The 13,695-nt window shown below is 68.8% G+C and carries 12 protein-coding genes; 10 read left to right on the forward strand and 2 right to left on the reverse strand.

Going from position 1 to position 13,695, the window contains the following annotated elements:
• Window positions 1-94 precede the first annotated feature (94 nt).
• Complete coding sequence (locus tag N865_RS13385; protein ID WP_084328211.1) at window positions 95-835, forward strand: winged helix-turn-helix transcriptional regulator; 741 nt, start codon at window positions 95-97, stop codon at window positions 833-835.
• Window position 836: 1 nt separating this feature from the next.
• On the opposite strand, the gene N865_RS13390 is transcribed toward N865_RS13385, so the two are convergent.
• Window positions 837-1,556, reverse strand: a complete 720-nt coding sequence (locus N865_RS13390; RefSeq protein WP_034806841.1) for a DsbA family oxidoreductase — start codon at window positions 1,554-1,556, stop codon at window positions 837-839.
• Between the two features lie 362 nt (window positions 1,557-1,918).
• Here N865_RS13390 and N865_RS13395 point away from each other — a divergent pair, with 362 nt between their 5' ends.
• The 5 genes from N865_RS13395 (at window position 1,919) to N865_RS13415 (ending at window position 8,200) form a co-directional block, all read left to right on the forward strand.
• Window positions 1,919-2,929, forward strand: coding sequence for an ABC transporter permease (locus N865_RS13395; protein WP_051510559.1), 1,011 nt, complete (start codon window positions 1,919-1,921; stop codon window positions 2,927-2,929).
• Window positions 2,930-3,033: 104 nt separating this feature from the next.
• Window positions 3,034-4,797, forward strand: coding sequence for an ABC transporter substrate-binding protein (locus tag N865_RS13400; RefSeq protein WP_034806852.1), 1,764 nt, complete (start codon window positions 3,034-3,036; stop codon window positions 4,795-4,797).
• A 112-nt stretch (window positions 4,798-4,909) separates the two neighbouring features.
• Window positions 4,910-5,926 carry an ABC transporter permease gene (locus N865_RS13405; protein ID WP_034806854.1) on the forward strand — a complete coding sequence of 339 codons (1,017 nt, stop codon included), beginning with the start codon at window positions 4,910-4,912 and terminating at the stop codon, window positions 5,924-5,926.
• A 28-nt stretch (window positions 5,927-5,954) separates the two neighbouring features.
• Window positions 5,955-7,007, forward strand: coding sequence for an ABC transporter ATP-binding protein (locus N865_RS13410; RefSeq protein WP_051510560.1), 1,053 nt, complete (start codon window positions 5,955-5,957; stop codon window positions 7,005-7,007).
• Window positions 7,007-8,200, forward strand: coding sequence for an ABC transporter ATP-binding protein (locus N865_RS13415; RefSeq protein ID WP_157557695.1), 1,194 nt, complete (start codon window positions 7,007-7,009; stop codon window positions 8,198-8,200). Before N865_RS13410 ends, N865_RS13415 begins: the two co-directional genes overlap by 1 nt.
• Before the next feature lie 7 nt (window positions 8,201-8,207).
• Here N865_RS13415 and N865_RS13420 read toward each other — a convergent pair whose 3' ends face one another.
• Entirely contained in the window at window positions 8,208-8,528 is a 321-nt protein-coding gene (locus tag N865_RS13420) for a 4a-hydroxytetrahydrobiopterin dehydratase (RefSeq protein ID WP_034806856.1), read from the reverse strand.
• A 108-nt stretch (window positions 8,529-8,636) separates the two neighbouring features.
• Between N865_RS13420 and N865_RS13425 the strand changes: the two genes are divergently transcribed.
• The 4 genes from N865_RS13425 to mshB are packed head-to-tail and all read left to right on the forward strand — an operon-like array spanning window position 8,637 to window position 13,687.
• Complete coding sequence (locus N865_RS13425) at window positions 8,637-9,095, forward strand: NUDIX domain-containing protein (RefSeq protein WP_034806858.1); 459 nt, start codon at window positions 8,637-8,639, stop codon at window positions 9,093-9,095.
• A gap of 13 nt (window positions 9,096-9,108) precedes the next feature.
• Entirely contained in the window at window positions 9,109-11,013 is a 1,905-nt protein-coding gene (typA, locus tag N865_RS13430; RefSeq protein WP_034806860.1) for a translational GTPase TypA, read from the forward strand.
• Between the two features lie 19 nt (window positions 11,014-11,032).
• Entirely contained in the window at window positions 11,033-12,790 is a 1,758-nt protein-coding gene (locus tag N865_RS13435) for an ABC transporter substrate-binding protein (RefSeq protein ID WP_245603758.1), read from the forward strand.
• 12 nt (window positions 12,791-12,802) lie between these two features.
• A complete protein-coding gene (gene mshB, locus N865_RS13440) occupies window positions 12,803-13,687 on the forward strand; it encodes an N-acetyl-1-D-myo-inositol-2-amino-2-deoxy-alpha-D-glucopyranoside deacetylase (RefSeq protein ID WP_034806864.1) in 885 nt (294 codons plus the stop codon).
• Window positions 13,688-13,695: the final 8 nt, after the last annotated feature.

The raw sequence follows: 13,695 nt of genomic DNA on the forward strand, positions 1-13,695 counted from the left end.
TCGGGGCACCCAGTCCACGACGTGGACTGACGCGGTCCAGGTTCGAGACCGATACTGGTGGGGCTGGGCGCCGCCAGCAGGTCAGGAGGGCCGCATGGGACGACACGACCCGGGGGCCGGGCAGTACTGCCCCGTCTCCCGCACTCTCGACGTGGTGGGGGAGCGCTGGACCTTGCTCATCGTGCGCGACCTCCTGGTCGGCACGACGCGCTTCAACGACCTTGCCCGTGGCCTGCCCGGCCTGTCGCGGAGCCTGCTGACGAAACGGCTTCGCCACCTCGAGCGCTGCGGCGTCGTCGAGCGGGCGGGCTCACACTACGTGCTCACCCCGGCCGGGCGCGCCCTCGAGCCGATCGTCTTCGGGATGGCCCAGTGGGGCGCGGAGTGGGTCTTCGGCGAGCCGCAGCCGGAGGAGCTCGACGCGCAGCTGCTCGTGTGGTGGATGCACACCCGCGTGGACACCTCGGGGCTCGTCGGCGAGCGGCACGTCCTCCATCTGCGCTTCGCGGACGACCCCCGCCGCTTCTGGATCCTCGTCGACCACGGCGTCCCGTCGGTCTGCATGGCCGACCCCGGCTTCCCCGTCGACCTGACGATCCGCTCCGACGTGGCGTCGCTGTATGCCGTCTGGCTCGGCCACCTCCCCCTGTCCACCGCGCTGCGGAGCGGCAGGGTCCTGCTGGACGGGCCTCGGGCCGTCACCGGGCGGATCTCCGAGATGCTGCGGCTGAGCCCGGTCTCGTCGTTCGTCACCGCTGCCCAGGAGGCTCGTGGCGCGATGGGCGACCCCGCCACGGCAGGTGCCGGGCGGCCGGAGGCCCACTCCGCGGGCTGAGTCAGATGGCGCAGCCGTCGGGTCCGCAGGCGAGGTCTGCCTCCGCGGGCGCGGTGCCCGGCGTCGGCTGGAGCATGACGAGCGGGTGCGACTCCCGCCAGGCCTGGTCGAGTGCCTCACCGAACAGCTCGGTCGGCTGCGCGCCGGAGATGCCGTACTTCCGGTCGATGACGAAGAACGGCACGCCCCGGATGCCGAGCCGGTGTGCCTCGTCGATGTCGGCGCGGACGGCGTCCCGGTAGGTGCCCTCGTCGAGGGCCGTGCTGATCGTGTCGGCGTCGAGTCCCGCCTCGGTGCCGATCCGGAGGAGGACCTCGCGGGCACCGATGTCCTCGCCGTGCTCGAAGTGTGCCGAGAGCAGAGCCTCCTTGACGATTGCCCCGACCCCGTTCGCAGTGGCCAGGTGCAGCAGCTCGTGGCCGGCGAAGCTGTTGGCGACGACGAGCGTGTCGAAGTCGTAGTCCAGCCCCTCGGGCGCGGCGACCTCACGCACGTGGTCGAACATCTGACGCACCTGCTCCGGGGCGAGGCCCTTGCGGGTCGCGAGGTAGTCGAGCTCGGTACCGTCATAGTGCTCGGGCAGCGTGGGGTCGAGCTGGAAGCTGTGCCACGTCACCGTGACGGCGTCCCGGTGCGGGAAGTCCGCGAGGGCAGCCTCGAACCGGCGCTTGCCGATGAAGCACCACGGGCAGGCAATGTCGGACCAGATGTCGATCTCCATGTCCCGCTCAACCTGCCGAGCGGGACAAACCTTCCCGGCCCCTTCGCCGGCCCCTTCCCGCCCTTCCCCAGGCTCGGCGGAGGCCACGAGGTACCGGGGTCTCGATTGGTCCGGTAGTCGGCAATCTCCAGCACCGAAGGCTAGGCTGCGGGGGCGCAGGTCGCAGAGGGGTAACGGTTCGGTATCTGCACGGCCGTCATTTGACGGAAGCCGCCGGTTGCCCCTTCAAACCTGCACCAGTGTGCGTTAGCGTCCCCGAGACGCATCGAGTTACGGAACTTCTTCCGTACATCGGGACCGTTGTCGTAGAACGTCCGGCCGTGCACCTTCGGCGCGGACGAGATCAGAGGAGGAACCACCTCATGTCCGAGACCCAGCGGGACATGGAGTTCGGTTCCGGCGTTGCTGTGGAGACGCTGGGGTCGACCGATGAGAAGGCGATCGCGGGCCGCACCCCGTGGCAGCTCGCGCGTGCGCGGCTGCGTCGCGACAAGATCACCATGGTGGTCACCGGCATCGTGATCGCATCGATCGTTATCGCCATCCTTGCCCCCGTCCTCACCGCCCTCGGCGTGCTCGACCCCGAGACGTTCCACCCCGAGCTCATCGACCCCAACACGGGCGGACTCCCCATCGACGGGGGCGGCGGGATCTCGTGGCAGCACCCTCTGGGCGTCGAGCCCGGCACCGGCCGAGACGTCCTGTCGAGGATCGTGCTCGGCGTCACGTTCTCGATGACCGTCGCGCTGAGCGCCACGATCATCACGGTGGTGCTGGGGACCGTCGCCGGTCTCGTGGCCGGCTTCCTCGGCGGCAGGACCGACTTCGCCATCAGCCGGGTCATCGACATGGTCCTGTCGTTCCCGCAGACCCTGATGCTCCTGGCGCTCTCCGGGATGTTCATCGACATCATCACCAACGCCGGCGTCCCGGCCGGCAACCCCAGCAACGGCGTGTACATCGTGCTGGTGCTCGGCCTCTTCGGCTGGCCCACGATCGCCCGCATCATCCGTGGTCAGGTCCTCTCGCTGCGCGAGCGTGAGTTCGTCGAGGCGGCCAAGAGCCTGGGTGCGTCGAACGGGCGGATCTTCTTCAAAGAGCTCCTGCCCAACCTGTGGGCACCGCTGCTCGTCTACGGGACGCTGCTCATGCCCGCCTACATCTCGGCCGAGGCAGCGCTGAGCTACCTCGGTGTCGGCATCAAGCCGCCCACCCCGACGCTCGGCAACCTGCTGACGTACTCGGTCAACTATGCGGCTTCCGACGTCACGTTCTTCCTGTTCCCCGCCATCACGATCGCGACCCTCGTGCTCTGTTTCAACCTCATGGGCGACGGGCTGCGGGACGCGCTCGACCCGAAGGCGGACCGCTGACCAACCACGCATTCGCCCGCAGGCATGGGGCGATGAGAATTCCCTCGGCGATCGACTGAGGGGCAAAGCGCCGTGAACACGGTGCGTTCAACGAAGGAGAGGGAATGACCATCAGCAGAAGGACGACGGCCCTCGCGGTCCTCGCTGTGACTTCGGTCCTCAGCGTTGCCGCGTGCGGTGGGGGAGGCACGACGACCGGGTCGGGCAACGGGTCCGCCACCGGCTCGGCCGCCGCTGGGCAGAAGGGGGGCACCGTCTACTGGCTCACCAAGCGGCCCGCCGAGCACCTCGACCCGCAGCGCACCTACATCGGTCGCGACCTCGCGAACGAGAACCGCCTGTTCTACCGCGACCTCGTGTCCTTCCCAGTCGGCAAGACGGGCGAGGAGGCCACCAAGCCGGTGGCGGACCTCGCCACCGACACGGGCACGTCGAGCGAGGGCGGCAAGGTCTGGAAGTTCACGCTGAAGGACGGCGTGAAGTGGCAGGACGGCAAGGACATCACGTGTGAGGACCTCAAGTACGGTCTGTCGCGTGGCTTCGCGACCGACGTGATCACCGGTGGCCCGAACTACCAGCTCGGCTACCTTGACGTCCCGCAGAAGGACGGCCTGCCCGTCTACAACGGCCCGTACAAGAAGACCGGGCAGGCCGACTTCGACAAGGCTGTGGCGTGCGAGGGCAAGACGATCACGTACCACTTCAACAAGCCGTGGGCCGACTTCCCGCTCGCGATCGCCTCGCTGCGGTCGTTCGCGCCCTACCGGGCTGACCAGGACAAGGGCGACCAGTCCAACTACGCCATCTTCAGCAGCGGTCCCTACCAGCTGCAGGGCACGTGGCAGAAGGGCAAGGGCGGCACGTTCGTCCGCAACCCCAACTACGACCCGAAGACGGACCAGACCGGCCGCATGGCGCTGCCGGACAAGATCGTCATCACCGAGGGTCTGACCAACGAGATCATCAACCAGCGACTCATCGCCGACAGTGGCGACGACAAGTACGCGGTGACCGACCGCAAGATCCCGGGTTCGATGTACTCCCAGATCGACAGCAACCCGACGGTCAAGTCGCGCTCGACGCTCGTCAACGCGCCGTTCGTCGACTACCTCCTGCCGAACTTCAACTCCGACGTGATGAAGAACCCGAAGGTCCGTGATGCGCTCAAGCTCGCGACGGACAAGACGGCCTACATCACCGCGTCCGGTGGCGACAAGTACGGCGTCCCGGCGAAGTCGATCGTCAACCCGGACATCGTCGGCTACAAGGACAACGCTGCCTTCACCGGGCCCGACGCGGGTGACACTGCGGCGGCCAAGGCGATGCTCCAGTCGGCGGGTGTCACGCTTCCGGTCAAGATCAAGTACACCTACAGCGGTGGCACGCCGGAGTCCGACAACGCGGCCGCGGCCCTCAAGCAGGGCTGGGACAAGGCGGGCTTCTCCACGACCCTCGACCCGCTGACGGACACGTACTACGACGTGATCCAGAACCCGAACACGAAGTCTGACGTGTACTGGGGTGGCTGGGGCGCTGACTGGCCCTCCGCTGCGACCGTCACGGCTCCGCTGTTCGACTCGCGCGTCAACGGTGTCGGCACCAACCCGAAGTCCAACGGTCAGGACTACGGCAACTACAAGAGCGACGCGGTCAACTCCCTGTTCGACCAGGCCGCGAAGGCCGCGGACGTCCAGTCTGCCGCGACGGTCTACGCCCAGGCCGACGACCAGCTCGGCAAGGACGTCGCGTACATCCCGCTGACCGTGGAGAAGTTCTACTTCCTGCACGGTTCCGGGATCACGGGTTATGCGCAGAGCGCCGCGACGAGCGGCTACCCGGACCTCGGTTCGATCGGCGTGAAGAAGTGACCCTCATCCTGCGGTAACCAGCCGTAACCAGGTGGTGGGAGCCCCTTCCGGGCTCCCACCATCTGTGAGGTCAGTGCCCCCGCACCCTCGAGCCCGTTAGGGTGGAACAACCATGTTTGCTTACGTCGTTCGCCGCATCTTCGTCGGCGTCATCATGCTCTTCGTGATGAGCCTGGTGACGTACCTGCTCTTCTTCGCGGCTCCCTCCGATCCCGCCCGGTACACCTGTGGCAAGAACTGCTCGCCCGAGCTCATCGAGCAGAACCGCAAGGCGCTCGGGTATGACAAGCCGGTGCTGGTGCAGTACGGCGAGTTCGTCAAGGGCGTCTTCGTCGGGCGCGAGTTCCCCGACGACCCCGAGCTCAAGAAGTCCGCTCCCGAGACCATCGCCAGCTGCCCGGCCCCCTGTCTCGGCTACTCGCCGCTGCAGAGTGCGACGGTGACCTCACTCATCGCCGAGGCGGCACCGATCTCCATCTCGTTGGCGTTCATGGCGTTCCTCATGTGGATGGTGTTCGGCATATCCGGCGGCATCATAGCCGCGCTGTACAAGGGGCGGTTCGCCGATCGGGCGCTGGTCGGGAGTGCCCTCGTCGTCTACTCCTTCCCCACCTTCTTCATCGGCCTGTCCCTGTATATCTTCGTGGCCATCAAGTGGCAGCTGACACCGATCCCGGTCTACACGCCGATCAGTGAGGGCGGGGTCGGCGCGTGGTTGTCCGGCCTCTTCCTGCCGTCGCTGACGTTGGCGCTGATCTACATCGCCGGCTACATCCGTCTCACGCGGGCGTTCGTGCTCGAGTCCATGGGCGAGGACTACATCCGGACGGCTCGAGCCAAGGGTCTGCCGCAGCGACAGATCATGGGCAAGCACACCATGCGCGCGGCCCTCACACCGATCGCCACCGTTGCGGGTCTGGACCTCGGCGCGCTCCTCGCGGGTGCGATCATCACCGAGACTGTGTTCAACTACAACGGTCTGGGCAAGCTGGCGGTCCAGGCGGCGACGACGTACGACCTGCCGACCACGGTGGGCATCGTCCTCGTCGCAGCGGCCTTCATCATCACCGCGAACATCATCGTCGACGTGCTATACGCCGTGATCGACCCGCGGGTCAAGTACTCCTGATCGACGAGCTCAACAGATTGGACACCCTATGAGCAGGTGGGCCTCCGCGGACCCCGCAAGTTCCGGCGCGCTTCTGTCGGTGCGCGACCTCAAGGTCACGTTTCCCACCGAGGACGGCTTGGTCAAGGCGGTCGACGGCCTGACCTTCGACCTTCGCGCCGGTGAGACCATCGGGATCGTGGGTGAGTCCGGATCGGGCAAATCGGTCACCAGTCAGGCCATCATGGGTCTGCACCGCGGCACTCGGGCCATGGTGGAGGGGCAGATCGTCTTCGACGGGCGCGATCTGATCAAGATCGTCGACGAGGACCTGCGCCGCATGCGCGGCCGTGACATCGCCATGATCTTCCAGGACCCCCTGTCCGCCCTGCACCCGTACTACACGGTCGGGAACCAGATCGTCGAGGCGTACCGCGTCCACAACGACGTGACGAAGGCGGCGGCCCGGACCCACGTCATCGAGATGCTCGACCGCGTCGGTATCCCCAACCCGCAGAAGCGCGTGGACCAGTACCCACACGAGTTCTCCGGCGGCATGCGACAGCGCGCGATGATCGCGATGGCGCTGGTCAACAGCCCCCGGTTGATCATCGCGGACGAGCCGACCACCGCTCTCGATGTCACCGTGCAGGCGCAGATCCTCAACCTGCTCGTCGACCTCCAGAAGGAGTTCGGCTCGGCGATCATCATCATCACCCACGACCTCGGCGTCGTCGCGGAGCTCGCGGACTCCATCATGGTGATGTTCGCCGGCAAGGCGGTCGAGGGCGGGGAGGCCGAGGAGATCTTCTACGAGGCCATGCATCCCTACACGTGGGGACTGCTCCAGTCGATGCCGCGCATCGACTCCGAGAAGAAGGAGCGACTGGTGCCGATCGCCGGCAACCCTCCGTCGCTCATCAACCCGCCCCCCGGCTGTGCATTCCACCCGCGGTGCGCCTTCCGGGACGACGCGCGCCTGGGCTGCTCGAGCGTGATCCCTGAGTTCGACATCTCCACAGAGCACCCGGCACGATGCCTCATTCCCGAGGGTGAGCGTCGCGCGATCTCCCAAGCCAAGACCAAGACCAGGACGGCATGATGACCGACCTTTCCCCGTCGACCCAGGTGCCGGACGACGAGCCGGCGGCCACTCCCGTCGCGACGCCGAGTGCCTCTGTCACGACGCCGAGTGCCTCTCACGACAAGACCGGCGCCGCGGGCGGCAAGCGGTTCATGCGTCAACGCCGCAAGGCCACGGATGAGGGCGTGGCGCTGGGCGAGGTGATCCTCGAGGTCACCGACCTCAAGAAGTACTTCCCGATGCACACCTCCGGCCTCGTCCACCGTGCGGCCGACCCGGTGAGGGCCGTCGACGGCATCTCCTTCTCGGTGCGCAAGGGGGAGACCCTGGGTCTGGTCGGCGAGTCGGGATGCGGCAAGTCGACCGCCGGACGCACGATGTTGCAGCTGCTGCCGCCCACGGGTGGCACCATCCGCTACCAGGGCAAGGACATCACCAACGTCCAGGGCAAGGAGCTGCGTCGGCTCCGCACCGAGATGCAGATGGTCTTCCAGGACCCCTACGGCTCGCTCAACCCGCGTCAGACCGTCGGGACGATCATCGCGGCGCCGTTCCGAATCCAGGGAATCACCCCCGAGGGGGGCATCAAGGCCGAGGTGCAGAGCCTCATGAAGCGGGTGGGGCTCAACCCCGAGCACTACAACCGGTTCCCGCACGAGTTCTCAGGCGGCCAGCGACAGCGCATCGGCATCGCGCGAGCGGTGGCCCTGCGGCCCAAGCTCATCGTCTGCGACGAGCCTGTGTCCGCACTCGACGTGTCGATCCAGGCTCAGGTGGTCAACCTCCTCGAGGACCTGCAGGACGAGTTCGAGCTCACCTACGTCTTCGTCGCCCACGACCTCGCCGTGGTGCGCCACATCAGCGACCGCGTCGCAGTGATGTACCTCGGCAAGATCATGGAGATGGGCTCGCGCCAGGACCTCTACGAGAACCCCCTGCACCCGTACACGCAGGCGCTCCTGTCGGCGGTGCCGATCCCTGACCCCCGTCGGGAGAACAAGCGGGAACGCATCCTGCTCACGGGTGACCTGCCCTCCCCGATCAACCCCCCCAGCGGATGCGTCTTCCACACGCGGTGCCCTCGGTTCCGCGAGGAGCTCAGCGAGTCGGAGCGCACGCGCTGCACAACCGAGGCCCCGGTCATCCAGGTCGAGAACGGCCACCAGGTTGCGTGCCACTTCGCCGGCCCGCCGAAGGTGGAGGTCTTCTGACCGCCCGCTACTCCTGATCAGCCGCAGGCGGCCGCGCACCTCGGTGCGAGGCCGCCTGCGCGATCTGGTGCGCCAGCTCGACGTCGAGCTGGGTCAGGCCGCCCTCGGAATGGGTCGAGAGTGAGAAGCGGACGCTGGTCCAGCGGATGTCGATGTCAGGATGGTGGTTCATCGCCTCGGCGTCGGTTGCCACCTCCTCGACGAGCCGGATTCCGGTAAGGAAGTCGGGGGCTACATAGACGGCCCAGATCGTGTCGCCCTCGCGCGTCCAGCCGGGCAGGTCCCGCAGCTGCCGCGCGATCTCCTCGCCGTCGAGTCGTCGTGCCATGTCCCCAGTAAACCCCTGTGCAGGGGATGTCGCCCGGGTAGCCCGATCACGAGCAGGCAGGACCAGGCCGCCGACGGGCGGAGTGCATGTGACACCATCGTGGGCGCCATGGACCTGTCACCCCACCTTCCGTCCTCGGGTCGCGCCCTCGTCGTGGCTGCGGCCGTCGTCGACGACCTGCGGACGCCGACCCGGCTGCTCGCCGCCCGCCGCACAGGTCCCTCGGTGCTTGCCGGTGGGTGGGAGCTCCCCGGCGGCAAGGTCGAGCTCGACGAAACACCGCTCGAAGCGCTGCACCGCGAGCTCAGGGAGGAGCTCGGGGTCGTCGTGGAGGTCGGGCCGCCGGTGGACGGCCCGCTGCCCGGTCGATCCTGGCTGCTGGGGGAGCGCTACGAGATGCTCGTCTGGCTGGCGGTCGTCGTCGAGGGTGAGCCTGCCGCGATCGAGGACCACGACGAGGTGCGCTGGCTCGGTGCAGGGCACCTGTTCGACGTCGCCTGGCTCCCGGCCGACCTGCCGATCGTCGAGCGGCTCGAGGCCCGGTTCGGAGCATCCCCGAATTCCTGAGAGACTGTCCCTCATGCCCATGAAGACCCGCGCGGACATCCGCAACGTCGCCATCGTCGCTCACGTCGACCACGGCAAGACCACCCTCGTCGACAAGATGCTCTGGCAGTCCGGCGCGTTCGGCGAGCACCAGCACGTCGACGAGCGTGCCATGGACTCCGGCGACCTGGAGCGCGAGAAGGGCATCACGATCCTCGCCAAGAACACGGCGGTGCACTACACGGGCAAGGCGGCGCAGGACGCGGGTCTCACCGACGGCGTCACGATCAACATCATCGACACCCCGGGCCACGCCGACTTCGGCGGCGAGGTCGAGCGCGGCCTCTCGATGGTCGACGGGGTCGTCCTGCTCGTCGACGCCTCCGAGGGCCCGCTGCCCCAGACCCGCTTCGTCCTGCGCAAGGCGCTCGCCGCCAAGATGCCGGTCATCCTCTGCATCAACAAGGTCGACCGTCCCGACTCGCGGATCGCCGAGGTCGTCGACGAGACCTACGAGCTCTTCCTCGACCTCGACGCGAGCGAGGACCAGATCGACTTCCCGATCGTCTACGCCTCGGCCAAGGCCGGCCGCGCCTCCCTCGACCGACCCGCCGACGGAGGCCTGCCTGAGGGCGACGACCTCGAGGCGCTCTTCAGCACGATCCTCGACACCATCCCGGCGCCGACCTACGACGACGAGGCGCCGCTGCAGGCCCACGTCACCAACCTCGACGCCTCCAACTTCCTCGGTCGCCTGGCGCTCCTGCGGGTCCACAACGGCACGATCAAGAAGGGCCAGCAGGTCACGTGGTGCCGTGCCGACGGCACCCAGCAGCGGGTCAAGATCACCGAGCTGCTCATGACCGAGGCCCTCGAGCGCAAGCCCGCCGAGAGCGCCGGCCCCGGCGACATCATCGCCGTGGCGGGCATCCCCGAGATCACGATCGGTGAGACGCTCGCCGACGCCGAGAACCCCGTCCCGCTCCCGCTCATCACGGTCGACGAGCCGGCGATCTCCATGACGATCGGCACCAACACCTCGCCCCTCGTGGGCCGCGGCCCGACGAAGGGCACGAAGGTCACGGCCCGCATGGTCAAGGACCGCCTCGACAAGGAGCTCATCGGCAACGTCTCGCTCCGCATCCTGCCCACGGAGCGGCCCGACGCCTGGGAGGTCCAGGGTCGCGGCGAGCTCGCCCTGGCCATCCTCGTCGAGCAGATGCGGCGCGAGGGCTACGAGCTGACCGTCGGCAAGCCGCAGGTCGTGACGCGCGAGGTCGACGGCAAGACGTACGAGCCGGTCGAGCGCCTGACGGTCGACACGCCCGAGGAGTTCCTCGGCCCGATCACCCAGATCATGGCGGCCCGCAAGGGCCGGATGGAGCAGATGACCAACCACGGCACCGGCTGGATCCGGATGGAGTTCCTCGTGCCGTCGCGTGGGCTCATCGGCTTCCGGACCGAGTTCCTCACCGAGACGCGCGGCACCGGCATCGCCCACCACGTCTTCGAGGACTACGAGCCGTGGTTCGGCACCATCACGACGCGCACGAGCGGCTCGCTCGTCTCCGACCGCGCCGGAGTCGTCACGGCCTACGCCATGGTCAACCTGCAGGAGCGTGGCACGCTGTTCACCGAGCCCACCACCGAGGTGTACGAAGGCATGATCGTCGGCGAGAACTCCCGCGCCGACGACATGGACGTCAACATCACGAAGGAGAAGAAGCTGACCAACGTGCGCGCCTCCTCCTCCGACAACTTCGAGAAGATCGTGCCGCCCCGCGCGCTCAGCCTCGAGCAGTCGCTCGAGTTCTGCCGCGAGGACGAGTGCGTCGAGGTGACCCCCGACGCGGTCCGGATCCGCAAGGTCGTGCTCGACGCCAACGAGCGTTCCCGCACGGCAGCGCGGGCTCGGGCCGCTGCGCGCTCGGAGGGCTGAGGCGCCGGTGCGAGACGGGGTGACGCGTCAGGTCCGGGCCGCCTTCGTGGCGGCGGTCGTCGTGGTGCTCACCATCGTCGGTGGGGTCGCCGCCTGCTCGACCGACCTCGTCGGCGGAGGGGCGGCGGACCGCCTCGCCGCCGCGCCCGAGGGCGCGCCGCAGCCCGGCGGCGACCTGAGCGTCCTCGTGGCGGGCGAGGTGGCGACCTGGGACCCCCAGCTGATGTACGTCGGGCCGGAGGCGTTCTTCGCCGAGCGGACCTTCGTGCGGACCCTGACGGCCTACGGCACGGGCGCCGACCAGCGCACGCTCGTCGGCGACCTCGCGACGTCGGCCGGGACCCCGAGCGACGGCGGCCGGACGTGGACCTTCACCCTCCGTGACGGGATCACGTGGGAGGACGGCTCACCCGTGACGTGCGCGGACATCCGCCACGGCGTGGCCCGCACGTTCGACCGCACGACCCACATCGCCGGCACCAACTACGCGAGCTTCCTGCTCGACGTGCCGACGGCCGTCACCGCGGAGGGGCTCGAGAAGCCCGTCTACAGCGGGCCGGGTGACAAGGCCGACCAGGCCGCCTTCGACAAGGCCCTCGTGTGCAAGGGCCGGACGATCGTCTTCCACCTGCGCGAGCCCGAGCCGGACTTCGCCCACATCGTCGCGCTGCCCGAGTTCGCCCCCCGCAAGGCCTCGGCCGACACCAAGGACGCCAAGGCGACGTTCTCGGTCATGTCGACCGGCCCGTACAAGCTGGCCAAGCCCTGGGTCGTCGGCAAGGGCGGCACGTTCGTCCGCAACGGCGCGTGGGACCCGGCGAGCGACCCGATCCGCAAGGCCTACCCCGACACGATCACCGTGACGTCCGGCCTCGACGAGCCGACCATCATCCAGCGGCTGCTCAACGACAAGGACCAGGACGCCTACGCCGTGTCGTGGGTCCAGGCGTCGCCGACGCTGCGCAACCAGGCCGGCTCGATGCTCCAGGCGCGGCTCACCTTCCCGTACACCGGCAACGTCGACTACCTCGCGCTCAACATGCGCAGCAAGGTGATGTCCAACCCGAAGGTCCGCGAGGCGTTCGCCCTGGCGACCAACCGCGCGACCTACGTCGCCGCCAACGGCGGCGAGGGTGCCGGCTCGCCGAGCTGGTCGATCCTCGGCCCGGCGATCTCCTCGGTCGGCACCGATCCCGGCAAGGCGGGCAAGGTCGCCGGCGACCCCCAGGCGGCCCGGGCGCTCCTCCAGAGCTCGGGTCTCAGGCTCCCGGTCAAGGTGCGCGTCGTCCACGCGCAGTCCGTCCTCGCCGACAAGGCGTATGCCGCCCTCGCCGCCGGGTGGGAACGCGCCGGCTTCGACATCGAGCTGGTCCCGGTTCAGCCCGAGGAGTACTACAAGACGATCGAGAAGGCGACGTCGGTCAACGCCTACGACGTCTTCCGCGGCGTGTGGACCCCTGACTACCCCTCGGCGGGCGCCGTCATCCCGGCCCTCTTCGACGCGAGGATCAACGTCGACTCGAGCGGCCCGGGGCAGGACGCGGGCTACTTCGGCGACGCGGCGGTCGAGAGGCTCATCGACCAGGCCGACGCGACCGCCGACGAGGCCGCCCGCGGCCGGATCTGGGAGCAGGCCGACGCGCTCATCCGCGAGCGCGGAGGCTATGTCGCCCTCTGCGCGACGAAGGCCCTCCACGTCCACGGCGGCAGCGTCCGGCACTACGAGGAGCATGCCGTCGGTGGGATCGTGGACCTCGCCACCGTTTCCGTCCGCTGACCGGAGGCCCCGTTGCCACGCCGACTCCTCTTCGTCCACGCCCACCCCGACGACGAGACGCTGACGTGCGGGATCGCCATGGCGCACCACGTCGCTCTCGGCGACGAGGTCCACGTGCTCACGTGCACCCTCGGCGAGGAGGGTGAGGTCATCCCTCCGGACCTGGCCGAGCTCGAGGGCCACGAGGACGACCTCCTCGGTCCGCACCGGCATGCCGAGCTGACCGAGGCCCTGCGCCGCATCGGCGCCCACCTGCGCGTCCTCGGCGCGGCGGAGGGGCGCCTCTCCCGGTTCCGCGACTCCGGGATGGCCGGGTCACCCGCCGCGGCGCGACCGGAGGCCTTCGTCAACGCCGATCTCGACGAGGCGGCCGGTCTCGTCGTCGCCGTCATCCGCGACGTGCGTCCCGACGTCGTCGTCACCTACGACCCGCAGGGCGGATACGGCCACCCCGACCACATCCAGACCCACCGGGTGACCCGCGCCGCGCTGGCCATGCTCGGCGCCGCAGAGCTGCCCGCCGCCGCGTTCGAGATCGTCACCCCCACGTCCTGGGCTCGCGAGGACCGCGCGTGGCTGCACGACCAGGACCCGGCGGCATACGACCGGCCGGCGCCGGCGCCCTCGCTCGTCCTCCCTGCCGAGGGAGACCCCTTCCCTCCGTCGGTCGTCGACGACGGGCTCGTGAGCCACCACGTCGTCGACGATCGGGCACGCACGGTCAAGAACGACGCGCTCCGGGCGCACGCGACGCAGGTCATCGTCGCCTCGGAGGACGTCCACGCCCTGTCCAACCTCATCGCGGTCCGCACGACCGCTCGGGAGGGTTTCGCGCGGGTCGACCCACGCACGTGGGCCCGCGTGCCCGGCGCGAGCGGCACCGACCTCGCCGGCTGAGCCCCCGA

This window comes from Intrasporangium oryzae NRRL B-24470 (assembly GCF_000576595.1).
Taxonomy (GTDB): Bacteria; Actinomycetota; Actinomycetes; order Actinomycetales; family Dermatophilaceae; genus Intrasporangium_C; species Intrasporangium_C oryzae.